Below are 23,202 nucleotides of genomic sequence, written 5' to 3' on the forward strand. Positions count from 1 at the left end.
GAGGCGTTGAGCCCAAATCATCCCTCCCAGGGGAGATATATGTATTTTTATATGGCTTTTTTTGCCCAAAAGTGTAGTCTATCCCGGTGAAGGAGACCTTCGAATGGGATGCAAGAAAGGATCAGTTCAATCAGGCGAAACATGGGGTTTCGTTTGGGCAGGCGCAATATGCCTTCGCAGATCCTCGTCGTGTCATCATGAGGGATGTAACGCACAGTGCCGGGGAAGCTCGGTATTATTGCATAGGGCAGGCAAGTGGAGGAATATTGACGGTACGATTCACCTATCGAAAGGGCGTAATTCGCATTTTTGGGGCTGGATACTGGAGAAGGGGTAAGGCGATTTATGAAAAAGAAAATCAAATACACCAATGAACCGATGGGGGTCTTGAAAGTCGTAGAGGATTTTCTCCCTCCGCCTCATGAGCTGGTCTTCAAGAAAGAAAACATGAAGGTAACGATCTCTCTGAGTCGAGCTAGTATTGAATTTTTCAAGAGAAAGGCCAAAGAGCAACATACCCAGTATCAGAAGATGATCCGAAAGCTCATTGATCTTTACACCCTGCATTATCAATAAGAACGGATCTCTGCCCTCTTCGACAGCAACACCGATTTGTTATATCTTTGTTATAACAGAAGAAAGTATGGGTTCTTGTTAGGTTGACATTTCAACTTCCCATGGCATCATCATGACCATTCCATGAAAAAACTTCGTCTTGCCCTTTTGATCCTTTTGATCGGCCTCTCATCGCCTTCTTATTCCGAGAAAAAAGAGGTCAAAAACAACGAAGATCTCTATAAACATCTCGACCTCTTCACGAAGGTCCTTCATTTTGTTCAGATAAACTACGTCGAAGAGGTTTCCGAAAAGGATATGATCTATGGGGCGATCCGTGGGATGCTCGCCACGCTGGATCCCCATTCCGCTTTCCTCTCCCCCGATATTTATGACGAACTCAAGGTCGACACCGAAGGGAAGTTTGGTGGTGTCGGGATTGAAGTCACTATGAAAGACAATATCCTGACGGTCGTCTCTCCGATCGAAGGAACGCCGGCTTACGAGGCCAAAATTCGTGAGGGGGACAAGATCCTGAAGATCGATGAGGTCTCGACACGGGAAATGACCTTGCCCGATGCGGTCAAAAGAATGCGGGGGAAAAGGGGGAGCAAGATCACCCTCACGATCAAACGGGAAAACAGGGAACCTTTCAATGTTACCCTGATTCGCAATATTATCCGGATCCAGAGTGTCCGATCGGAGTTGATTGAAGGGGGATACGGTTATCTCCGAATCTCCTCCTTCCAGGAGGAAACCGGAAAAGAACTCGAAAAATCCCTTAAGAAATTTAAAGAACCACTGCGGGGGCTGATTATTGATTTAAGAAACAACCCTGGAGGCCTTCTGGATCAAGCGATAGAGGTTGCCGATCGATTCTTAAAAGAAGGAACGATCGTTTCCACAGTGAGCCGCAATGAAGAGACCGATAAACAGGAGGCGGTCAAGGCCGGCAATGAACCCGACTACCCGATCGTTGTCCTGATCAATGGAGGAACCGCATCGGCGAGTGAGATTGTCGCGGGGGCTCTTCAGGATCACAAGCGAGCCGTACTTTTGGGAACCCAAACTTTTGGCAAGGGATCGGTACAAACGATCTTCGAGGTGGGACAAGGGGCCGCCTTGAAACTGACCGTCGCGCGCTATTTCACCCCCTCGGGGCGATCGATCCAGGCAGAGGGGATCAAACCGGATTTGATGGTCTCGACACCGGAATCGGCTGAAGCGATCAAGCTCTCAGAACGCCTCGTGCGTGAAAAAGATCTCAAGGGGCATCTCGAAGGGGAAAAGGAAAAGAATGGAAAGAAGAGCGCTGAGGCCGAGGAAGAAACCGAAATCGACTTTCAAAAAGAGGCGGCGATCAACTACCTGAAGAGCTGGGATGTTTTCCAGAAGAAAGAGTAAGCCTCCGAACCGTCTCGCGTCGGATCGCCTGAATCGTCCTTGGCATCGCGCTGTTTACCGCCCACCGCACCAGAAATTTTGGGACATGCGAACCGGGGTTGACCTTCACATAATACTCGAGACGGGTCGTTTTCCTGTCCCCCTGATTCGGTTCAAATTGGATATACCCCTCCATCGACTCGAGGTTTCCGGCAGCCAGCGTCCATTCCGCACGATAGATCCCCCTCTCCGACCTGGTTTCGATATCCTTCATATCAAGGACCAGCCATTTATTTGAGATGGGCCAGGGGACATTGAAAAATTGAAAGTGCAGATGCCGCCATTCCCCCCCCTTCCGACGCAAGGGCTCTACGGAAAAGACCTGGGGACCCAACGCTTCATACAAATCATCGACATCATCGGTCTCTTTGACCTGTTCAACAATTTTTAAATTAACCAATCGACTGTCGATGAGACGCGCAATGCCGATCTTGTCCCATTGGTTAACATCTATATAGATCTCCCAGACAAACTGCGGTGGGGCCGGGATCGTCGCCACCATCTTGCCCCAAACCATTTTCCCTTCGTATCCCCCATCGGAAAAAAACTCTTCCCCAAGCGCCGCAAGCGAATAGAAAACAAGAATTGTCAGGAGGATTCGTTTAAACATGGAGGGAGAAGGAGCTCATTAGACCTTGTCGGAGGGGGGAGGACCTGGAATAAGGATCTTCAAACGTTGCCCCGGCTGAACCTGCCTGTGATGGGTGATCTTGTTCCACCGCTTGATCTCCTGAACGCTGACATTATATTGCTTCGCAATCTCCCACAGCGTATCTCCGGGCCTGACGGTATGAACCGTAAAGCTCCCTCCTGATCTCACTAGCGGGGATTGGATCTTCGGCATCGGCTTTTTCAGTGCCACCTTCTTCCCCGATGCCTTCGCGCGATGTTTCCCCTTTTCCTTGAAGACAGGGTCTTTAAACCGCTCCCCTTCGGGAGGACTGTTCGGAATCAAGATCTGCTGGCCGGCATCAAGACGCCCTTCCGGACTGACCCGATTCACTGCCGCTAAAAATTTAGGCGGGATCCGGTATCGGGAGGCGATCTGAGTCAAGGATTCTTTTCCTTTGACCTCATGAACCGAGGTCGCGATCCTTTCCGCTGGTGTCAGCGCAGCGTAACGAACCTTGAATCGGTCCTCTGTCCCATGAGGGACCTTCAGCTCATAGTCTGGATAATGAGGCGGTGTGACCCACAGGCTCAACTCGGGATTCAAGACCTTGATCTCTTCATAGGTGACCCCTGCGCATTCAGCAGCGACGCGAAGGTCAGTGGGTGTCTCGATAATCACCTTGTCGTAGTGAACCGGATCTTCATACGGAACATCGGCGAAACCATACTCCTTCGGATTTTTGCTGATGAGGGCTGCCGCAATCAACTTGGGGACATAATTTTTCGTTTCACGCTTCAGATACTTTCGTCTCGACATTTCCCAAAAATCCTCGGTTCGATACCGATAGATCGCGCGTTGGATCTTCCCCTCTCCCGCGTTGTAACCTGCTGCGGCGAGATACCAGTCATCGAAACGATCGTGGAGATCCTTCAGATACTTCGCAGCGGCAACGGTCGATTTTTCAGGATCACGACGCTCATCAATCCAGGCATCGACTCGAAGGCCGTAACGGAGCCCGGTACGATAGATGAACTGCCATGTCCCGGTCGCTCGTGCGCGGGAATAGGCATGGGGATTGAAACCACTCTCAATGAGCGCGAGATAGACCAGATCCTCCGGCAGACCGTACTGTCGCAGGATCTTCTTCATCATCGGGATATATTTTCCGGAACGGCTCAGATAAAGGGTGAACCGTTCCCTGCCGGCCCCCTGAAAATAAGTAATCCAGTCCTGTACACGATCGTTCATCACGAGAGGGACCGGTTCTGCCTGAAATTCTGCGAAGTGATCCTGCGGGATTGCATTTTCGACCGAGTTGTCGACGGCGCTGCCCCTCTTAGGCATCATCGCGCAACCAGAGGAAAGCAGGGAAGTTGTACACAAGAAAATTCCGAGGATGTTGAGAAAGCGCCCAGATGCAAGGCGCCTGACGAGGCCCGACTGAGGCGTACTTGGATCGTACGCCGCAAGGAGCGGCCGAGAAAGGCAACGCCGCAGATGGGCCTTTATCAACATCCTAGTCCGCATGTTTGCGCAAGAAAGTCGGGATATCATACTCATCTCCCTCCGCATCCGCCGTAAACGCCTCCGGTCCCAAGTCGGCCATCAATTTCTTGAGATCGGTCTTGATAGGTATCTTCGTCCGTTCAGCCTCCTCACGACCCGACTTTCTGGAGAAGGATAACCCATTTGAGGGTCGGGCAGCAAGCGGAGAAGCCGGCCCGCCTTGCCGCGAGGCAGGTTGTTCAAAATGGGTAGTTGTTTCAGATTGTTGGGGTTTCTTTTGATAGGCGGTGAAGGAGGTCATTGGACGTTTCTTTTGATCAAACCCGGTCGCGATCACCGTGACTCGGATGGAACCCTTGGGTGAGATCTTTTCATCAATCACCGCTCCAAAAATAATATTGGCATCATGATAGGCCTCTTCCTGGATCAACTTAGCAGCCTCATTGACCTCATAGAGGGTCATGTCCGATCCCCCTGTCACATTTAAAAGGAGGGCGGTCGCCCCGGTAATCGAAACGTTTTCCAGGAGTGGGGAAGAGATCGCCCGTGTCGCCGCCTCGATCGCGCGATGTTCGCCATTCGCAACTCCGCTTCCCAAGAGAGCCATCCCTTTTCCGGACATAACGGCACGGACATCGGCAAAATCGAGATTGATCATGCCATGAACCAGAATCAGATCGGAGATCCCCTGAACCGCATGAAGAAGAACCTCATCCGTCCGTTGAAACGCCTCCATCATCGTCATCTCTTTTCCAGCCAAGATCAAAAGACGTTCATTCGGAATCGTAATGAGCGTATCCACGGTTTCGCGAAGCTCCTCGAGCCCTTCATCGGCATAGCGACCGCGACGCGCCCCTTCGAAGGCAAAAGGTTTCGTGACCACAGCGACGGTCAGCGCCCCAAGATCCTTCGCAATCCGCGCAATCACCGGTGTTGCCCCTGTCCCGGTCCCGCCTCCCATCCCGGAGGTCAGAAAGACCATATCAGATCCTTCTAATAGCTGAGTAACCTCCGCTTCACTTTCGATCGCCGCACGCCTTCCCACATCTGGATTCGCACCTGCCCCCAAACCTCGTGTCAGTTCTTTCCCGAGCTGGATCTTGTAAGGAGCCTGACTCCCATTCAACGCCTGAAGGTCGGTATTGGCTGCAATGAACTGGACCTTTGAAAGTCCCCCTTCGATCATTGTATTGATCGCATTCCCTCCTCCGCCACCGACACCGATCACCTTGATCGATGCCCCCTTGATTGGAATCGAAGAGTTTTCCTTCATTAGAATAGCTCCTCAAGCCACTCTTTCATCCGCTCCTTCACCTTCCGATACACATTTCCTTCATGCGTACGGAAGAGACGATCCCCTTGGGACCGGCTTCCATACAGAACCAACCCAACTCCCGTCGCATACAAGGGGCTCTTCACCACCTCGACAAGCCCCCCGATCCCGCGAGGGACACCACGCCGGACATGAGAGCTGAACACCTGTTCGGCAAGCTCCGGCATCCCCTCCATCAAGGCGCTTCCTCCTGTCAGTACAACGCCGGAGGAGATCAGATCTTCATAACCTGACTTCACAATCTCTTGGCGAATCAATGAAAAAACCTCTTCAACACGAGGTTCGATAATTTCTGTCAAGATCTGTCGGGAAAGGATCCGGTCAGCCCCCCCTCCCATCGAGGAGACCTCGATCGTCTCTTCCTTCTGAACCATCGATGAAAGCGCACACCCATAACGAAGCTTCACTTTTTCCGCCTCGACAAAAGGGGTTCGAAGTCCGATCGCAAGGTCATTGGTGATATGATTCCCCCCGATCGACAAAACGGCCGTGTGGACAAGACTTCCGCCTGAGAATATCGCGAGATCGGTTGTGCCACCACCGATATCAATGAGAGCTACCCCCAATTCCTTCTCCTCTGGTGACAGTGTGGATTCTGCAGAGGCCAACTGTTCCAGTATGATGTCTTTCACTTCAAGTCCAGCACGATTGCAACATTTCACGATATTTTCAGCCGAAGTCACCGCGGCGGTAACAATATGAACCTTCGCCTCCAATCGTACACCCGACATCCCGACCGGATCCTTGATCCCATCCTGCTCATCCACGACAAATTCCTGCGGGATGACATGAATCACCTCCCGGTCCAGCGGGATAGCAACCGCCTGAGCCGCATCGAAGACGCGAACCAGGTCGGATGACTTCACTTCGCGATCTTTCAGGGCGACGATCCCATGGCTGTTGATCCCACGAATATGACCGCCAGCGATGCCTGTATAAATCGTATCAATTTTCCGGCCGCACATGATCTCGGCCTCTTCGACCGCGCGTCGGATCGAATCGACAGTACTTTCGATATTGATCACGACACCCTTTCTCAAGCCGCGAGAAGGAGTCGTGCCGATGCCAATAATATCGACTCCATCCTCACCTTTTTCTGCCACGATGGCAGAAATTTTTGTGGTCCCGATATCGAGCCCTACAATGATGTCGTCTTCTTTGCCCATAGATTTACCCCCCTTTTAAAAAAACTCGTTTTTCATACGTCAGATCGATGAGAACAGGCACCCCTCGTTTGGCAGGAACTTCAGGAACAATGTGTGCCAATTTTTCGAGGCGCTCTTCCCAACGATCCTTCCCCAAAATAACTTTCAAAACAGGTTTCACCGTGAAAAGCGAAACTCCCTTCCCCTTGCTCCATTGAACTTCAGACAAACCGATCAGACGAAGCGAATCCTGGTTGTAAAAAGAGCGGATCAGCGCGATCAAAGGGAGAAGCTCTTCGGATTTCGGTTTCTTGAGACCGGTAATCAGAGGGAAGTTCCTCGGATCCTTCCCTTCCAACGCCTTGAAGATCACCCCCTGCCGATTCACAAGATAAAATCGATCATCCTTCAACAGGGCGACCGGTTCCTGCTCTTGAACCGAGATCAGCAGACGACCGGGGTAGGCCTTCGCCAAGGCGACCCCCTCAATCCATGGGGAATTGAGGAGACGCTTGCTGACCTCCCGAAGCCGTAATGAGAGGAGATTCTCCCCTTTTTTCAAATTGGCCAGCGCAACGAGATCGTTGTGGGAAATCCGGGTCGGTGGCGTCACCACCACAATCTCCTTGAGCTGAAAGGGGCCAAGCGGCGGAAGAAAGATCAAGGCGGCAACAAAACCGCACAGCGCCAACAACCACCACGTTTTTAAAAGAATTTTTCTCATATCTTCAGCGAGGCTCCCTTCACGAGACTCTCACACAAATCTTCAAAACTGATCCCGACCGATGCCGCTGCCTTCGGGACAAGACTCGTCTCCGTCATGCCGGGGATTGAATTGATCTCAATAAAATACGATTTTTCTGCGAGGATGAAATCGGCACGGGCAATCCCCTGCAGTCTCAAGAGATCGTAGACCTTCACCGTCATCTCGATCATCTCTTTCTCATCCTCTTTGGAAATCCGGGCGGGGACGATATACTCAGTCATCCCCTTCGTATATTTGGATTGAAAATCATAAAAACCGCTCTTGGGAACGATCTCGAGAGCTGGGAGCGGCCTTCCGTCAACAATCCCCACCGTAATTTCTTTCCCGAAAATAAACTCTTCAATCAGGATCGTCTCATCGTATTTTCCCGCCTCTACGAGGGCCGGCATCAGATTCCGTATCTCTTTAATAATCGTTATCCCGATCGTCGACCCCTCCCGATTCGGCTTCACAATCACCGGAAGCGGAAAAGAGAGGGAGCCAAATGATTTCAGGTCCTTCAAAAAGACCGTCTGCCATTTCGGAGTTCGAATTCCGGCCTGGAAAACAATCCGTTTTGTAAGTTCCTTATCGAGGGAAACCGCCGAGGCCAAAGGACCGGATCCTGAATAAGGAATCCCGAGGATCTCGAGCATCCCCTGCATGGTCCCATCCTCTCCCCAGCGGCCGTGAAGCATGATCACTGCCACATCAATCCGCTCCGAAGAGAGTTTATTCGCGAGATCCCTCTGCGCATCGATCTCGACCACCTCGTATCCACGATTCTTCAACGCAGCCGCAACAGCGCGGCCACTCTTCAGTGAGATCTCACGCTCCTTCGAGAGCCCTCCCATCAGAACACCAACCTTCATCGTTTATTCCTCCCCCACAACTTGGGCTTCCAATTCCAGCATGACACCAAACCTCTCCTTCACCTTGTCTTTAATCAAACCGACTAATGCCAAAACATCCCGCGCCGTCGCCTTTCCCTCATTCACAATAAAATTGGCATGTTTCGGCGAGATCCTCGCCCCCCCCACGCGAACATCTTTCAGTCCTGACTCCTCAATCAAACGGGCGGCATACCCCTTCTTCGGATTTTTGAAGACAGAACCGAGATTCGGGACATTGAGCGGTTGGGTCTGGATCCTCTTTTGCCGAATTTTTTCGACCTTCTCTCGAACCGCCTCGGGTGTCGAAAGTTCCAGCTGGAGGCGGGTGGAAAGGAGGATCGCCCCTCGAGGGAAGTGACTCTCACGATAGTCAAAACGGATCTTGTCCCTCTCCCATGTCACGATTTTTCCCTCGCGATCGACGAAGGTCACGCTCAAGACGATGCGCCCAATATCCCCCTCAGGCGTGCCGGCATTCATGACGAGCGCTCCCCCCACATTCCCTGGAATACCAACGAGCGGTTCGACGCCTGAAAGCCCTTTTTCGACCGCAAACTCGATGAGTCGGGGAAGACCGACACCGGCCTCAATATAAAGGATGGCTGGATCCTCCAAACGAAGTGATGAAAAACCCTGAGTCAGAGACAGCACAACCCCGCGAATCCCCCCATCGCGGACGATCAGATTACTCCCTGCCCCCAGGGGAAAATAAGAGAGCTTTTTCTGACGAAGATAGGCGAGGAGCCCCGAAACCTCCTCAAGAGTCTCCGGGTAGGCGAAGGCATCCGCCTTCCCGCCGATCCGAATCGAGGTATGATGCGACATCGGTTCGTCAAAATGGATCTGACGACAGATTTTTTTAAGTTCGTCTCTCATCGTTTCAGTGATAAGACTCATGCATCCTTCTCGAAATTTCCCGTCCCACCTTCCAAATATCACCAGCCCCCAAAGTCATGACCACATCTCCCTTTCGAATTTTTGGAAAAATTTCATTCACAAGACTCGAAAAACCAGAAACAAAACGGGCCTTCCGACCGCGGATTTTCTGCGCCAAGACCCGACCGCTGACCCCTCGGATCGGCTCCTCACCTGCCGCATAGATCTCCGCAATATAGAGATGGTCCGCCTCCTTAAAAGCGGTGGCAAAATCGTTCATCAGCAACTTGGTCCGGCTATAACGATGTGGCTGAAAAAGGACCCAAAGTTTCCTCCGATGCCAGACATCACGCGCCGTTTTTAAAGTTGCCCTGATCTCCTCGGGATGATGGCCATAATCGTCCACGATTGTGATCGGTTTTTCCCGAATAATCTCGAAACGCCGCCCAATCCCCTTGAAATTTGCCAAGGCCTTTTGAACAAACCGAAAGGGGATCCCCAATTCATGCGCCACGGCGACAGCGGCCAGGCTATTCAAGACATTGTGCCGGCCGGGCATCGCATTCAGTCGAACGGTCCCAAGAGATTTTCCCCGGAGGCAAACCTGGAACTCACTTCCGATCCCCTTCGCGTGGATTTGTGACGCTGAAAAATCAGCCGTCTCCCTCAATCCGTAAGTCACCGATCGCTTGCCAAACCGTCTCGCCAGCTCACGAACGACCGGATGATCGACACAAAAAACAGCGAGCCCATAGAACGGAATTTTTTCAGCGAACTCTTCAAATGTCTTTTTAAGCGAATCGAAATCCCGATAATGATCGAGATGTTCGGGATCAATGTTCGTAATCACCGCAATGGTCGGATTGAGATGCAGGAATGAACCATCTGACTCATCCGCCTCGGCGACCAGAAACTCCCCGGCCCCAAGTCGGGCATTGGACCTGAGATTCTTCAGCCTCCCCCCAATCACGATCGTCGGGTCCAGACCTCCAGCGGCAAGGACACTCGCAACAAGCGAGGTCGTTGTCGTCTTGCCATGACTCCCCGCGATCGCCACACCATATTTGAGGCGCATCAACTCGGCGAGCATCTCGGCGCGCGCAATAACAGGGATGCCACGACGCTCCGCCTCGAGAACCTCAGGGTTTGTTTTCCGGACTGCCGACGAGGTCACAACAACCTGCGCCTCTCCCAGATAGTCTGCCTTATGACCGATCTTTATACCGGCCCCATGGCGACGCAGTTGATCCGTCACGGCAGAGCGGTAAAGATCAGAGCCGGTAACCTTGTACCCCAAGTTCAAAAGGACCTGCGCGATCCCGCTCATGCCGATCCCTCCAATCCCCACAAAGTGAATGCGTCGAATATGTTGATACATAGAAAAGCTTTCAAAAATATCCCCACAGGACTAACGGGTCCTGTCTTAAGGTTCCGCCCACCCGTCCTCACCCGTTGCGGGCGGGCGGGCGCCCGACCTTAAGCCACCCGTTCGTCCCAAATTAATCAAAGATGTCGCAATCTTTTCTGCCGCCCCCCGTCCCGGCATATTCAAAATCGATTTTTTCATCGCGGAAAGCCGAGATGGATCAGAGGCAAGCGTAACGATCTCCTGTGCCAATCGCTTTCCCCCTTCAACCGCCAACTCCCCTTCCCGAAAAACCTTCGCGCCCCCTACCCTTTCCAGGGCACGAGCATTCTCCTCCTGATGATTTCTAGCGGCATGCGGATACGGGATAAAAATCGCCGGACGTCCGGCCACTATCAGCTCGGCAATTGTTGAGGCCCCTGCGCGCGATACAACCAAGTCGGCCTCCCGATACGCCTCACCCATATCCTGGATAAAAGGGACGACTCGAAGTTGGTTCCCCAAGAGACCAAGTTCCCTGTATTTTTTCTCGGCCGATTCGAAATGGTTTTGCCCTGTCTGATGGAGAATCTTGATTGACGGATTGGACTGCAAAAGGATCGGGACCGCCTCAAACATCAGGCGATTGATCGACTGGGCGCCACGACTCCCCCCAAAAACAAGTAGGGAAAAGCCACCTTCTTTTTTCTCGCCAATCCTTTCAATCTCACCGCGAACCGGGAGACCGGTCCACAAGGTCTCTCTTCCGGGGAAATAGCGTTCCATGCCCGGGAAGGCGGTATAAATCTGGTTCGAAAATCTCCAGAGAAGTCGATTGGTCAACCCCGGGACGGCATTCGGTTCAAGAATCGCCCGCGGAATTTTTAGAAAATAAGAAGCGAGCACGACAGGACCGGCGCTGTATCCGCCCAGCCCAAAGACCACCTGCGCCCCGAACTTCCTCAAGATATGTTGAGCGGACCAGAGCGTCTTTGGAAGCCCGATCAACGTCCTCACCCCGGCGATCATGTTTTGTCCCTTTAACCTTCCCACAGCAATCCTTTCATAAGAAAACTGGTACCGCTTCAGCGTCTCTTCCTCCGATCCAAGACCGGAAACGACAAAGAGAAGATTGTGCCCCTTGAGGGCCTGGGCCACTGCAATGCCTGGAAATAACTCACCGCCTGTCCCTGTCGTTGCAATAACCACATTCACTTGAAGCCTCTGCAAAAGTCCATTTGCTGCGTTGCCTTCGTCAGTCGCTCCTCAGCGTACGGCACAAGTACGCCTGCGTCGCGCTTCCTCAGGCGCCTTGCAACTGGAGCTTTTTCAGAGGCTTCCATTTAAACCTCTCCTCTTGAAGAGATATTCAGCAAAATTCCGACCGCGATCAGCGACAGGATCAGTGAACTCCCCCCATAGCTAATAAACGGAAGCGGCAACCCTTTTGTCGGAAGCAGACCGGTGACCACCGCCACATTCAAAAGGACCTGCAATCCGACCATCAGAGAAATCCCCAACGCGAGATACGACGTGAAGAGATCCGGCGCATTCCAGGCGATCCGAAAGGCACGATAGAGCCAGACAACAAACAAACCCAAGACTGTCATGGTTCCGAAAAGCCCGAGCTCCTCTCCAATAACCGAAAAGATAAAATCGGTGTGGGCCTCCGGGAGGTAGAAGAGTTTTTGTTTCCCCTCTCCCAAACCTTGCCCAAAAAATCGACCGGCATGAAACGCCACATAGGACTGGATGATCTGAAAACCGGCGCCACGGGGATAATCCCATGGATTTAAAAAGGCGAGGACACGCGCCCTCCGATAAGGAACCGAAAAGACGAGATAGTAGAAGGCCGGAAGGGCAAGAAGGATCTCCGAAAGGAGGTAAGAGGGACGGACCCCGCCGATAAACATCATGAAAAAAACAGAGGCCCCCATGACCGTCGCCCCACCAAGATCCTTCCCCATCAGGACAAGTCCGATGAGCAGCCCCGAAAAAACCATCGGGGAGGCGAATCCGATGAAGAGATTCACCTTCTCCCTCTTTTTTGTCAGAATATGCGCCATGAAAAAGATCAGCGCGAGCTTCGCAATCTCCGAAGGCTGGAAGGAAAACGGACCGAGGCGAAACCATCGGGAGGCCCCGCCCACCTTCGTCCCCACCGACGGGATCAAGACAAGCACCAAAAGGATCAGGGAGATCAGAAAGAGTGGATAAACCGCCTTTGAAAAAAACCGGACCGGAACCAAACGAATCAGAAAGAGGGCGCCGAATCCGATAATCGCCGCCACCAATTCCTTTTTCAGAAAAAGCGTGCTGTCCTGAAACCTCTCCTTGGCGAGAACACCTGAGGCTGAAAAAACCATGGTGAGTCCTACGACGACAAGCAGCAGCGTTGTTAGAAGCAATGTATAATCAAACGGCTTCCGCATATTTCCTCACAAATTCACGAAATTTTTCCCCTCGCTCTGCATAACTTCTGAATTGATCAAAACTGGCACAGGCAGGTGAGAGAAGGACCACTTGACCTCGCTTAACCTTTTGCGCTGCCTCCCGTACCGCCGCCTCCAAGGTCCCGACCTCCTGAATTTCCGTACACCCTTGAAGTTCTCGGGCGATCTTGGCACTCGCCTCTCCGATCAAAAGAAGTCGAACCACCTTTTTTGAAACAAAATCGCGCAGCGGACGGTAACTCCCCCCTTTGTCACGCCCGCCCGCAATCAGGATCACCTGGCGATCCTCAAATCCTGCGATCGATTTACAGACGGAATCGACATTCGTCCCTTTTGAGTCGTCGTAATACCGGACCCCACGATACTCACCAACGAGCTGCATCCGATGCGGAAGTCCTTCAAACAACTCCAGGACTTTTTGGACCTGATCCGGAGAGACCCCGACCGATCGGGCCGCCCCGACCGAGGCCATCATATTCTCCACATTGTGGAGCCCCGTCAGTTTGGTTCTTGCGAGTGGGTAATCCTCGAACTCCTTTTTCCACCGTCGAACAATCCGACCATGGGAATAAAAAAGCCCTTCAGACGGCTGGCGATGAAGTGCGAAGGGGATCCTTTTGGCATTGGCCCGACAGGCGTAAGGGGCGATGTGGGAATCTTCCGCATTGTAAACGACCGCATCGCGCCCTGTCTGATCCTTCAAAATCCGGGTCTTCGCACGAACGTAATCCTGAAAACTCTCATAGCGGTCGAGATGATCTTCCGTCACATTGAGCAGGACAGCAACCTCTGGCCGGAACTCCTTGACGGTTTCCAACTGATAACTGGAGACCTCCAGGACGAGACGCTCATACCGGTCCCCCGTTAAAATCAGGTCCAGGAGCGGAGTGCCGATGTTCCCTCCCAACGCAACTTTTTGTCCGGCGGCCACAAGCATCTGGTAAATCAAAGTTGAGGTTGTCGATTTTCCATTCGTTCCGGTCACCGCAACAAATGGGGCCTCGAGAAACTCCGCCCCAAGTCCCATCTCACCGATGATCGGGATCTTTCGACGCTTCGCCAGTTTCAAACCCGGGAGATCCAAAGGCACGCCAGGGGAAAGACAGATCAGGTCTCTTTTGTCAAAAATCTCTGGTTCGTGTCCGCCGAGATGGACTTCCAGTTCCTCCCCATCAAACTCCCTCTGCCAATCGCCAAACTCCTCTTCACGCCTCTGATCGGTCACCGCTACACGCGCACCACGATCCAGGAGAAATCGCACCGCCGCGAGACCCGAACGTCCGAGACCGACTACCAATACGTTTTTACCCTTTAATCGCACTCATCACCTCAGTTTCAAAGTACTGAGAGCCACCAAACACAAAATTAATGATATAATCCAAAACCTCACGATCACCTTCGGCTCCTGCCATCCCTTGAGTTCAAAATGATGATGGATCGGCGCCATCTGAAAGATGCGCCGGCCTGATATCTTGAAAGAAACCACCTGTGTGATGACCGAAACCGCCTCAAGAACAAAAATCCCCCCGATCAAGACCAGCAGGAGTTCATTCTTCGTCACAAGGGCGATGAATCCCATCGCAGCACCGAGCGGAAGTGATCCGACATCTCCCATGAAAATCTCGGCGGGATAAGAATTGAACCAGAGAAAACCGACCAACGCGCCACAAACAACGCCGGAGAAAACCGCTAACTCACCGCTGCCAAGGATATAAGGGATCTGCAAATAGGAGGCGATACCGACATGGCCGGCAAAATAGGCAAGCACCCCTAATGTCCCAAAGGCGAGGATCGAAGGACCGGTGGCGAGACCATCAAGTCCATCGGTCAGATTGACCGCATTCGAGGCCCCCACAATGACAAACAAGGAAAAAGGGAGATACCACCACCCAAGATCCGGCAAGAGTGATTTGAAGAAGGGGAACGAGAGACGCGTGTCTGCAGGAAAAAGTTCGAAATAAAGCAGGACGACCATGAGGGCAGCGAACAACTGCATCAGAAATTTGTGCCTCCCCTTGAGCCCCAGATTGGAGCCGTATTTAATCTTGCGCCGGTCATCCCAGAAACCGATGAAGGCGAAACCGCTATAAAGCCCCACAGTGACCCAAACGGTCACATTCCTGATATCCATCCAGAGCAGTGTCGAGAAAAAGACACAAAACCAGATCAAGAGCCCCCCCATCGTTGGGGTCCCCGCCTTGACCTGATGATGCTTCGGCCCCTCTTCACGAATTGACTGTTTGATCTGGAGTCTTTTCAAAAGCTCGATCTGCCAATGATTCAGAGAGAAATAGAGAACCATCGCCGTCAACAAACCAGCCACCGTCCTGAAGGTAATATATTTCAGGACATTGAAAACGATCCATTGGTCCGCGAGTGGATAAAGCAGTGCCTGAAGCATTATGAATTCCTCAAAATATCAACCAATCGATCCAACCTCATCCCATGGGATCCCTTCACCAAAATCAGATCCCCTTTTTTCAAAAGGGATCGAATCGATTCAAAAGATTTTGGACCCTCCCGAAAGGTCACGACACGATCCGGTCTTGCCCCTTCTCCCAGCGCCCCTCGTCGGAGATCCGGGGCATGAGGCCCGATCCCGATCAGGAGATCGACCTTGTATCGGATCGCTTTTCCGCCGATCTCCCGATGACTGGAACTGGCAAAGCGCCCCAGCTCCAGCATCTCCCCCAAAATTGCGACGCGTCTTAGCGATCGTCCCCCGATCTCCCGAAAAATTTCCAAAGACTGGGTCATCGAATCTGGATTGGCGTTGTAGGCATCATTTAAAAGGGTCCAGGAGCGTGAGGAGAGAGGCTCCATCCGACCACTCTTCGGCCTCAAATGATGGAGGGCACGTTTCATCCTCGCGGGAGGCACCGAGAAATAATCCCCGACCGCAATCGCGGCGAGGGCGTTCGAGACATTCCCCTTCCCCAAAAGTTTTAGGGAAAAGGGATACAATCTTCGCTGAACCTTCACAGTAAATCTTTGGCCTGCAAGTCCCTGAGATTCGTAACGCCGAACCTTCAGATCAGGACGCCCCTTCCAACCAAACGTCCGAACGGTGGCGTGAGATAATTTCCTCAAAAAGGGAGACGACGAATCATCCGAATTCAGAAAGGCAACTCCGGATCGTGGCAATCCCTGCAGAAGTTCCCCCTTCGCACGGGCGATTCCGCGAATTGTCCTCAATCCCTGCAAATGGGCACGCCCCACGTTCGTGATAACACCGACTTGAGGCGCGGCAATCTCCGTCAGCCTTCGGATCTCACCCGGGGCATTCATCCCCATCTCGAGCACCGCAATCTTATGACGACGATTCAATCGGAAGAGGGTCAAGGGAAGTCCGATGAGATTGTTGAAATTCCCCTCCGTCTTCAGCACGGGATATTTCTCCGCAAGAACAGAGGCGATCATCTCCTTGGTCGTGGTCTTTCCATTCGAACCGGTCACCGCAACCACCGGAATCGGAAAACATCTCCGCCAGCGCGTCGCCAAGTCTCCTAATGCCTTCAACGTATCAGGAACCTGAATAATATTTAAAATTCCCCGCACCCCCCTTTGACAAAGGGGGGCAAGGGGGGATTTGTGAACAACGGCTCCCACCGCACCTTGTTGAAAAGCGATCTTGAGATAATCGTGCCCATCAAAATTTTCTCCCTTCAGCGCAAAAAAGAGCTCTCCGCTCTTCACGGTCCGGCTGTCTGTCGAGACCCCTCGAACCACCGCCTCTGGAGAACCTGAAATCAATCTTCCTCCTGTCGCCTTCACAACCTCTTCCATCCTAAGTCTCATGGAGTAATTCCCTGATGACTTCTTGATCACTAAAGTGAATTTTTTTTGTCCCAATAATTTGATAATCCTCATGCCCTTTCCCGGCGATCAAGATGGTGTCACCCGCCTTGGCAAGCTCCAATGCCTTCTTGATCCCTTCACGTCGATCAACGATGCGAAAAATATTTTGAGGAGAGAGATGGCCTTCTTTAAGTCCCGGCACGATGTCGTCGAGGATCTTTTCCGGATCTTCAGTCCGCGGATTATCGGAAGTCACGACGACCAGATCACTAAACTGCGCCACTTCGCGCCCCATCTCCGGCCTCTTGCCGCGATCGCGATCCCCTCCGCAGCCAAAGAGCGTGATGAGACGGCCTTTGGAAATCCGTTTGAGGGTTGTTCCGACTGTCTTCAACGCCTCAGGGGTATGGGCATAATCAACGAAGATCGAGAGGTCGCGAGAGTTCGGAATCGGCTCAAGACGCCCCGGCACCGCCCTCATCGCCTCGATACCACGCGCAATCCGGTCCAGGGAAAAACCGGCCCCATAGGCGATCCCCACAGCAACAAGAATATTTTCCAGGTTGAAGGAGCCGATCAGGGGAGAAGAGATCTCAAGCGGATCTCCCTCCAGATTCAAAGTCGCCTGGATCCCCTCGGCAGTCAAAGAATGTCTGAGGACGGTAACCTCATACGGCCCGGAGAGACCAACCCGAATTTTCGGGAGCGAACAGAGCTCATCGATCTTCTGGCTCCACAGATCCTCCCGATTGATGACAGCAAACTTTTTCTTTTTCTCACTGGCCGGCAGGTATTCCGTAAAAAGCTTGAGCTTCTGGGCAAAATAATCGTCAAGGTCTTTGTGGTAGTCGAGGTGATCACGGGAGAGATTCGTAAAGGCAACGCCGTCAAAATGTATCCCCCGAACCCTCCCTTGGGCCAAGGCGTGGGAAGAGACCTCCATCGCGACATCGGTGATTCCGGCCTCCAGCATTTCCGAAAAAATCTTCTGGAGATCGACCGATTCAGGTGTCGTCGTCGGTCCCGCTGCCACATAAGAACCGTATCGATAGTTAATCGTGCCGATCACTCCGGGCCGACGACCCGATTCTCTGAAAATCGATTCCAGAAGATAGGTGAGTGTTGTCTTGCCGTTCGTTCCGGTAATCCCGAAGACCTTCAGTCTCCGTGTCGGTTCTCTATAAAATCGTGCCGAGAGATCGGCGAGGAGCCTTCGAGGATCCTCGACAATAACCTGCGGAACCTTTAATCCTGGCATCAACTTCTGCAGCACAATAGCAGCCGCCCCCTTCTGAACCGCCTCTTCAACAAACTGCCTCCCATCTTGTTTGCTTCCAGGGATCGCAACAAAGAGAAAACCGCTCTCGACCCGCCGCGAGTCCTGAGTCATTCCGGAAATTTCCCGATTGGAAAGTTTCATATCAAGTTCGGCTAATGAAATGACCGGAGCAAGATCCGGCATGTTTCTCCTTTCGCAAGCCGTGTCCCGGCAACCGGTTCCTGATGATAAACGACGCCCGAACCTTCGATCTCCGCCGGTATTTTTTTCTCTTCCAAAAGCCTTAAAACCTCTCTCATCGATAACCCTCGGAAATCAGGGACGCTGTCCGGGGAAGAGGTTGCGATCAGTTCCGGCATCTCTCCCGTACTTGCCTTAAGGATTGTCGGCTGGGTTCGAGGAGAAACTCCTAATTCCCTCAAGGCCTCCCAGACAACCTTTCTGAAAACGGGGGCGGCAACGACACCGCCATAGATTTGCCCCCTCGGCTCATCAATCAATACCAGCGCAGCAACCCGCGGATTTTCGGCAGGGGCAAAACCGACAAAAGAACCGACATAGTCTTGTTTCGAATATTTCCCGTTCTTGACCTTCTGGGCAGTCCCTGTTTTCCCGGCGACTGTATAGGCGGAAAGCCCTGCCTGAGTCCCGGTCCCCCCTTCTTGTATGACTTCTGTCAGCATCTGAGTCAGGATCCGGGTTGTCTCCGGCTTCAGGATTTGGGTAGGGCTTTTTTGAAAACGCCACACCTCTTCCCCATCCGGAGTGGTCACCTTCGAAACAAAATGCGGTTTGAGATCGTATCCCCCTGAGGCGATGATCGAAAAGGCGCGAAGAATCTGGATCGGCGTTACGCGAACCCCCTGACCAAAGGCCATATTCGCAAATTCAATCTCGCCCCAATTTTCTGAAGGCCGCACCATACCGGCATCCTCTCCCGGAAAATCAATCCCGGTCTTTTGGCCAAACCCAAGGACCCGGATCATTTTCTCAAATTCCTTTTTCCCAACCCTCTGTCCTATTTTCATGATCCCGATATTGGAGGAGACCTTCATGATCTCCCGAAAGCTTAAGAGACCGTGAGGATGCGTATCATGGATAACATTCCGACCGATCGGATAGGCGCCGTTCTCACAAAAAAAACGATCTTCCGGCTGAACCGTCCCACTCTCGAGGGCCGCCGCCGCCATGATCACCTTAAAAATTGAGCCCGGCTCAAAACCATCCGTCACGGCACGGTTCTTCCAGGAGTCAGGATCGGATCGGCGCAGGGCGTTGGGATTAAAGCTTGGGAAACCCGCCATCGCGAGGATCTCCCCTGTCTGGGGGTCCATGACAATCCCTGTGCAAGATTTTGCACGATACCCCCGACAGGCCTGCTCAAGTTCCGTCTCAAGTGTAAATTGAATCGATTTATTCAGGGTGAGCCAGAGGTCAAAAGGTCCTTTAGAATCTTTCTTGATTGCGCCCGGGAGTTCAAGCCGATGCCCACGCGCATCCTGATACGTATTCGACTCTGTTTCATGCTGGTTTAGAAAACGATCGTAGGCAAGTTCCATCCCTCCGAGTCCTTGCCCATCAATGCCGACAATGCCCAGAATCTGGCTCGCCAATTCCTTATTCGGATAGAATCGTTTCGCCTCATTGACCCATTCCACCCCTGTCTCTTCCTCCCCTGTCTTGAGAAGATTCGCTTCCTTGGGGGTCAGATGTCTTTTGACCCAGACATATTTTTTCTCTGAGCTCACCTTGGCAATGAGTTGCTCATAAGGGATAGAGAGTGTTCGAGAGAGACTCAAGGCGAGCTGTTTGGGTGCTGCCAACTTCGATGGCCTGATCGCAAGAGAATAAGTAGGAACGCTGACCCCAAGCTCCTCTCCCCTGGAATCATAAATCGTCCCCCGAGGACGGGCGACCTGAAGTCGGGCCTTGTATTGATTGATTGCCAGACGCTGAAGCCTCGGATCAGGAGCCATATGAAGGGTGAGACACCGGTAAACAAGCAGGGCGAATCCGGACGTCAAAAGAAGAATAACGCCTGCCGTACGTCTGCGAATTTTTGATCGGGTTTCACTGCTATAGAAGATTTTTCTCTGTCTCATGTCATGGAGCTCGATAAGTAATCAGGGTTACCTGCTTTTCCGGAGGTCTTTTGAGTCCTAATCTGGAGGCCACTTTTCCCAGGCGAGCGGGCGAGCGAAGCGTCGCGACTTCCAGCTTCAGGGAATGATGTTCGCCTTGGAGCTCTTCCCCTTGTTCCATAAGGCGTCGGATTTCATAACCGGTTTCAACCACCCGAACACGCGTCCAGACATGAAGAAGGGCAAAGACAAAAACGACACTCAAGAAATAAGCGGCTGTTTTCAAAGTCCTTCGTTTGCGGACTCGTTGCGCCCCGATGATGCCGTTCTGTGTCCGATATATTTTTGTCATAACTCCAAAACTCTCCTTCAAGATGTCGAGAATGGCTTAGATACTAGGCAGGTCGACGAGGAGCGACGCAGGCGTACTTGCTGTGGTACGTCGAGGAGCATCCGAGGAGACCAACGAAGTAGATAAGCCATTATCGACATCTTTCACAATACCGGAGCCGGGCTGAGCGAGAACGGGGATTCGTCGCAAGCTCCCGCTCAACCGGCCGAATCGGCTTCCGGGTTAAAATTTTTACCTTCCCTTCACGTTGAAATTGACGAAGGGACCTCTTCACGAGACGATCTTCCAGAGAATGATAGGCAAGAAAAACTCCCCTTCCTCCCGGACGAAGCAGATCGGGGAAGAAAGACAAAAAACTTTTGAGACGTTCCAATTCATGATTCACCGCAATCCTCAAAGCCTGGAAAACACGGGTTGCAGGATGAATCCGCATGCGCCGACCGCCCGGAAACAGATCCTCAATCAAAGAAGCGAGATCGCGTGTCGTCCGGAGAGGTCGTCTCCGCCTCGTCTCGGCAATCGCCCGGGCGATCCTCACTGCCTGAGGCTCCTCTCCCCAATCCCGAAAGATCTTCACAAGCTCCCGTTCCGGAAGACGCGAGACCAACTGGGCCGCTGTTTCATGTTGTGATAAATCCATGCGCATATCCAAAGCCCCTTCCCTCAAAAAACTGAAACCGCGTTCCGGTCTGTCCAACTGCAAGGAAGAAACCCCAAGGTCGATCAGGAGGCCATCAACGGCGCCTGGTCCTGCCCCTAGCCCTGATAAAATCTCCGGCAGGTCTTCGTAGTGCCCCAAGACGAATTGAACCTGCCCTTCGTAGGATTCCAGGCGCCGTCGGGCGATCGAAAGAATCTCTTCGTCACAATCAACCCCAATCAGCTTCCCCTCTCCTCCCAGCTTCTCAAGGATCGCTGCCGCATGCCCACCGGCCCCGAGGGTGGCATCCACGTAAAGACCACCAGGCCGTGGCGCCAATCCCTGGATCACTTCCTCAACAAGGACCGGCTGATGAGGCGTATCCATCCTCAAAACTCAAGATCGCATCGGCCAATGAATCATAAGTCCTGAAATAGCTGTCGACCCCAGCTACCTTCAAAATGTTCCGATGATAATCACTGACGTTGGCAAATTTGATTTCCCCTTGCAGTGTATGAGAAGCGACCGCGATCGAGGCAAGATCCGTCAGGATCTTGTAATTGATATGTTCCACCTCGCCAAAATCGAGGACGATTTTCACCCATTGTCTGCGGATCAGGCGGGCGAGGCTCCGCATCAATTGATGTCCTTCGAACATATCGAGATCGCCCGAGAGATCAAAAACCGAGATGTCGGCAATTTTTTGGTACATTAAAGTCCTAAGTCAGCGAGCTTGTCTCCCATAGAGCCCAAGTCGCCTTCTGCCTGTTCAAAAACCTTGCGCCATTTTTCACTCGCCCAGATCTCAATCCTTTTCGTCATCCCGACGAGGACCACATCCGTCGCAAGCCCCGCATATTTTTTAAGTGTCGCCGGAACAATGATCCGTCCGTTCGCATCCAGCGGACATTCGCAGGCGGCGGAGACAAAAAATCTCTGAAGCGCCTTCACCTCGGAACGAAATTGCGGGAGAGAGGAAATTTTTTCCTCGACCTGATTCCACTCCTTCACCGGATAGGCCCAGAGGCAATTATCAAAATTCGTGAGGATCAGACGCTCGTCATAATTGGCCACGAGAACTTCTCGAAACCGGGAAGGAATCGAGAGACGTCCCTTTTGATCGATGGAATGTTCATAACGACCGCGAAACACTTGAAACCCCCACAAGACCCTTTTTGGTCTTATGTGGGATTATATGGGACGATATGGTACCTGTCAATTATATTTAATCCGCTAACTGTTGATAATTTGTTGATAATTCAGATTTTTTCGCCTTTGATTCTCAGGTTCCCCAAGGTTGATCAATGATCCCATTAACTGGCGCCACCTGCTCCATCTCATCAGGGGTCAGCTTGTAGATATGGATCGCATCGTACGGGCAATTCTGCTCGCAGAGCTTGCATCCGATGCAGGTCTCAATATTTACGTTCACAATCTGCAGAATCCCCTGCACATTCTCTCCCCCCTTCATCTGAAGACACTCAGGGACCGGGCACCAATGGACACAATACTCGCAGCCGGTACAGGCATCCCGTTCCACCAATGCCTTTTGTTTAGGCTTAGCCGCTTTAGGAGCAGAAACAGGGGAAGGAGTCACCGTCTCTGTTGTCGTTTCAGACATTTTCACAACATTACGGTGACTCCTGCTCCCCTGTCAATCTGAACGACTTTCTATGTGGCAGCTCCATGAAAATGTCGGTCTAACGTAACCAAGTCATAGAGCAACGGGAGTGAGCCCTTTTCCCCTCTACGATTCGCGCCGCAGGGAGCAATACCAAAAGGTACCGGTTACTTTCTGGTTACTTTCTGGTTGGAATCGGTTAAGAATATTGTTAGTTAATGTAGTGAAGAACGTCCCCTAATCCTACGGGGGCTGTGGCAACATCACTGCTGAAGTCAGGACTGCCGGGGTAAGAGCCTGAACCCTCTCGCTGACCATCGATGTAGGCGCCTAGCGCCCCATTCCCGATTGTGGCTGCCAGGAAGTGCCAGTTATCATCCACCAGATCAGTGGATCCGTCAGCAGCGGCACTTACGGAAGGGGCACCGACCTCCAGATGCAGACTCCTGGAATTGGCATCGAGATTGAGTGAAATCCCCTGCGTGGAAGACGATTTATTGAAGAGCTGCTGGTGGCTCGGAAGA

At 52.3% G+C, this 23,202-nt stretch carries 24 protein-coding genes; 3 read left to right on the plus strand and 21 right to left on the minus strand.

Features of this window, described 5'->3' with window-relative positions; all coding sequences use genetic code 11:
* The first annotated feature begins 86 nt into the window (after window positions 1-86).
* The 3 genes from HYT76_08690 to HYT76_08700 all read left to right on the plus strand — a co-directional run bounded on the left by HYT76_08690 (window position 87) and on the right by HYT76_08700 (window position 1,959).
* Complete coding sequence (locus HYT76_08690; GenBank protein MBI2083623.1) at window positions 87-374, plus strand: BrnT family toxin; 288 nt, start codon at window positions 87-89, stop codon at window positions 372-374.
* Complete coding sequence (locus HYT76_08695; protein MBI2083624.1) at window positions 346-576, plus strand: CopG family transcriptional regulator; 231 nt, start codon at window positions 346-348, stop codon at window positions 574-576. The genes HYT76_08690 and HYT76_08695 overlap by 29 nt, the downstream gene beginning before the upstream one ends.
* Before the next feature lie 123 nt (window positions 577-699).
* Window positions 700-1,959, plus strand: a complete 1,260-nt coding sequence (locus tag HYT76_08700; GenBank protein ID MBI2083625.1) for a S41 family peptidase — start codon at window positions 700-702, stop codon at window positions 1,957-1,959.
* On the opposite strand, the gene HYT76_08705 is transcribed toward HYT76_08700, so the two are convergent.
* From HYT76_08705 to HYT76_08805, 21 genes are all read right to left on the minus strand, one after another.
* The gene (locus HYT76_08705; GenBank protein ID MBI2083626.1) at window positions 1,916-2,608 is read right to left on the minus strand and encodes a hypothetical protein; all 693 of its coding nucleotides are present in this window, start codon (window positions 2,606-2,608) and stop codon (window positions 1,916-1,918) included. The two genes, HYT76_08700 and HYT76_08705, sit on opposite strands and share 44 nt — an antisense overlap.
* Before the next feature lie 18 nt (window positions 2,609-2,626).
* Entirely contained in the window at window positions 2,627-3,958 is a 1,332-nt protein-coding gene (locus HYT76_08710) for a transglycosylase SLT domain-containing protein (GenBank protein ID MBI2083627.1), read from the minus strand.
* 169 nt (window positions 3,959-4,127) lie between these two features.
* Window positions 4,128-5,390 carry a cell division protein FtsZ gene (gene ftsZ / locus HYT76_08715; GenBank protein ID MBI2083628.1) on the minus strand — a complete coding sequence of 421 codons (1,263 nt, stop codon included), beginning with the start codon at window positions 5,388-5,390 and terminating at the stop codon, window positions 4,128-4,130.
* A complete protein-coding gene (gene ftsA / locus HYT76_08720) occupies window positions 5,390-6,616 on the minus strand; it encodes a cell division protein FtsA (protein MBI2083629.1) in 1,227 nt (408 codons plus the stop codon). The genes ftsZ and ftsA overlap by 1 nt, the downstream gene beginning before the upstream one ends.
* A gap of 4 nt (window positions 6,617-6,620) precedes the next feature.
* Complete coding sequence (locus HYT76_08725) at window positions 6,621-7,319, minus strand: FtsQ-type POTRA domain-containing protein (protein MBI2083630.1); 699 nt, start codon at window positions 7,317-7,319, stop codon at window positions 6,621-6,623.
* Complete coding sequence (locus HYT76_08730; protein ID MBI2083631.1) at window positions 7,316-8,212, minus strand: D-alanine--D-alanine ligase; 897 nt, start codon at window positions 8,210-8,212, stop codon at window positions 7,316-7,318. Before HYT76_08730 ends, HYT76_08725 begins: the two co-directional genes overlap by 4 nt.
* A gap of 3 nt (window positions 8,213-8,215) precedes the next feature.
* The gene (gene murB, locus HYT76_08735; protein ID MBI2083632.1) at window positions 8,216-9,130 is read right to left on the minus strand and encodes a UDP-N-acetylmuramate dehydrogenase; all 915 of its coding nucleotides are present in this window, start codon (window positions 9,128-9,130) and stop codon (window positions 8,216-8,218) included.
* On the minus strand, window positions 9,114-10,487 hold the full coding sequence (locus HYT76_08740; GenBank protein ID MBI2083633.1) for a UDP-N-acetylmuramate--L-alanine ligase: 1,374 nt from the start codon (window positions 10,485-10,487) through the stop codon (window positions 9,114-9,116). Before HYT76_08740 ends, murB begins: the two co-directional genes overlap by 17 nt.
* Window positions 10,488-10,532: 45 nt before the next feature.
* On the minus strand, window positions 10,533-11,669 hold the full coding sequence (gene murG / locus HYT76_08745; protein MBI2083634.1) for an undecaprenyldiphospho-muramoylpentapeptide beta-N-acetylglucosaminyltransferase: 1,137 nt from the start codon (window positions 11,667-11,669) through the stop codon (window positions 10,533-10,535).
* 128 nt (window positions 11,670-11,797) lie between these two features.
* Window positions 11,798-12,886 (minus strand): putative lipid II flippase FtsW, encoded by a 1,089-nt coding sequence (gene ftsW, locus HYT76_08750; protein ID MBI2083635.1) that lies wholly within the window; start codon window positions 12,884-12,886, stop codon window positions 11,798-11,800.
* Complete coding sequence (gene murD / locus HYT76_08755) at window positions 12,870-14,228, minus strand: UDP-N-acetylmuramoyl-L-alanine--D-glutamate ligase (protein MBI2083636.1); 1,359 nt, start codon at window positions 14,226-14,228, stop codon at window positions 12,870-12,872. The genes ftsW and murD overlap by 17 nt, the downstream gene beginning before the upstream one ends.
* A 3-nt stretch (window positions 14,229-14,231) precedes the next feature.
* Complete coding sequence (locus tag HYT76_08760; GenBank protein MBI2083637.1) at window positions 14,232-15,308, minus strand: phospho-N-acetylmuramoyl-pentapeptide-transferase; 1,077 nt, start codon at window positions 15,306-15,308, stop codon at window positions 14,232-14,234.
* Window positions 15,308-16,705: a UDP-N-acetylmuramoyl-tripeptide--D-alanyl-D-alanine ligase gene (locus HYT76_08765; protein MBI2083638.1), complete on the minus strand. Its 1,398-nt coding sequence runs from the start codon at window positions 16,703-16,705 to the stop codon at window positions 15,308-15,310. The genes HYT76_08760 and HYT76_08765 overlap by 1 nt, the downstream gene beginning before the upstream one ends.
* Complete coding sequence (locus HYT76_08770; protein MBI2083639.1) at window positions 16,695-18,167, minus strand: UDP-N-acetylmuramoyl-L-alanyl-D-glutamate--2,6-diaminopimelate ligase; 1,473 nt, start codon at window positions 18,165-18,167, stop codon at window positions 16,695-16,697. Before HYT76_08770 ends, HYT76_08765 begins: the two co-directional genes overlap by 11 nt.
* Entirely contained in the window at window positions 18,137-20,086 is a 1,950-nt protein-coding gene (locus HYT76_08775; protein ID MBI2083640.1) for a transpeptidase family protein, read from the minus strand. Before HYT76_08775 ends, HYT76_08770 begins: the two co-directional genes overlap by 31 nt.
* A gap of 1 nt (window position 20,087) precedes the next feature.
* Window positions 20,088-20,417: a cell division protein FtsL gene (locus HYT76_08780; GenBank protein ID MBI2083641.1), complete on the minus strand. Its 330-nt coding sequence runs from the start codon at window positions 20,415-20,417 to the stop codon at window positions 20,088-20,090.
* A gap of 130 nt (window positions 20,418-20,547) precedes the next feature.
* Window positions 20,548-21,444: a 16S rRNA (cytosine(1402)-N(4))-methyltransferase RsmH gene (rsmH, locus tag HYT76_08785; protein ID MBI2083642.1), complete on the minus strand. Its 897-nt coding sequence runs from the start codon at window positions 21,442-21,444 to the stop codon at window positions 20,548-20,550.
* Window positions 21,413-21,769, minus strand: a complete 357-nt coding sequence (locus HYT76_08790) for an STAS domain-containing protein (protein MBI2083643.1) — start codon at window positions 21,767-21,769, stop codon at window positions 21,413-21,415. Before HYT76_08790 ends, rsmH begins: the two co-directional genes overlap by 32 nt.
* A complete protein-coding gene (gene mraZ, locus HYT76_08795) occupies window positions 21,769-22,209 on the minus strand; it encodes a division/cell wall cluster transcriptional repressor MraZ (GenBank protein MBI2083644.1) in 441 nt (146 codons plus the stop codon). The genes HYT76_08790 and mraZ overlap by 1 nt, the downstream gene beginning before the upstream one ends.
* A 130-nt stretch (window positions 22,210-22,339) precedes the next feature.
* Window positions 22,340-22,678, minus strand: a complete 339-nt coding sequence (locus HYT76_08800; GenBank protein MBI2083645.1) for a 4Fe-4S dicluster domain-containing protein — start codon at window positions 22,676-22,678, stop codon at window positions 22,340-22,342.
* A gap of 211 nt (window positions 22,679-22,889) precedes the next feature.
* Window positions 22,890-23,202: hypothetical protein (locus HYT76_08805; GenBank protein MBI2083646.1), on the minus strand; the 313-nt coding region annotated here is incomplete at its 5' end.

Source organism: Deltaproteobacteria bacterium (assembly GCA_016180845.1).
Taxonomy (GTDB): domain Bacteria; phylum UBA10199; class UBA10199; order JACPAL01; family JACPAL01; genus JACPAK01.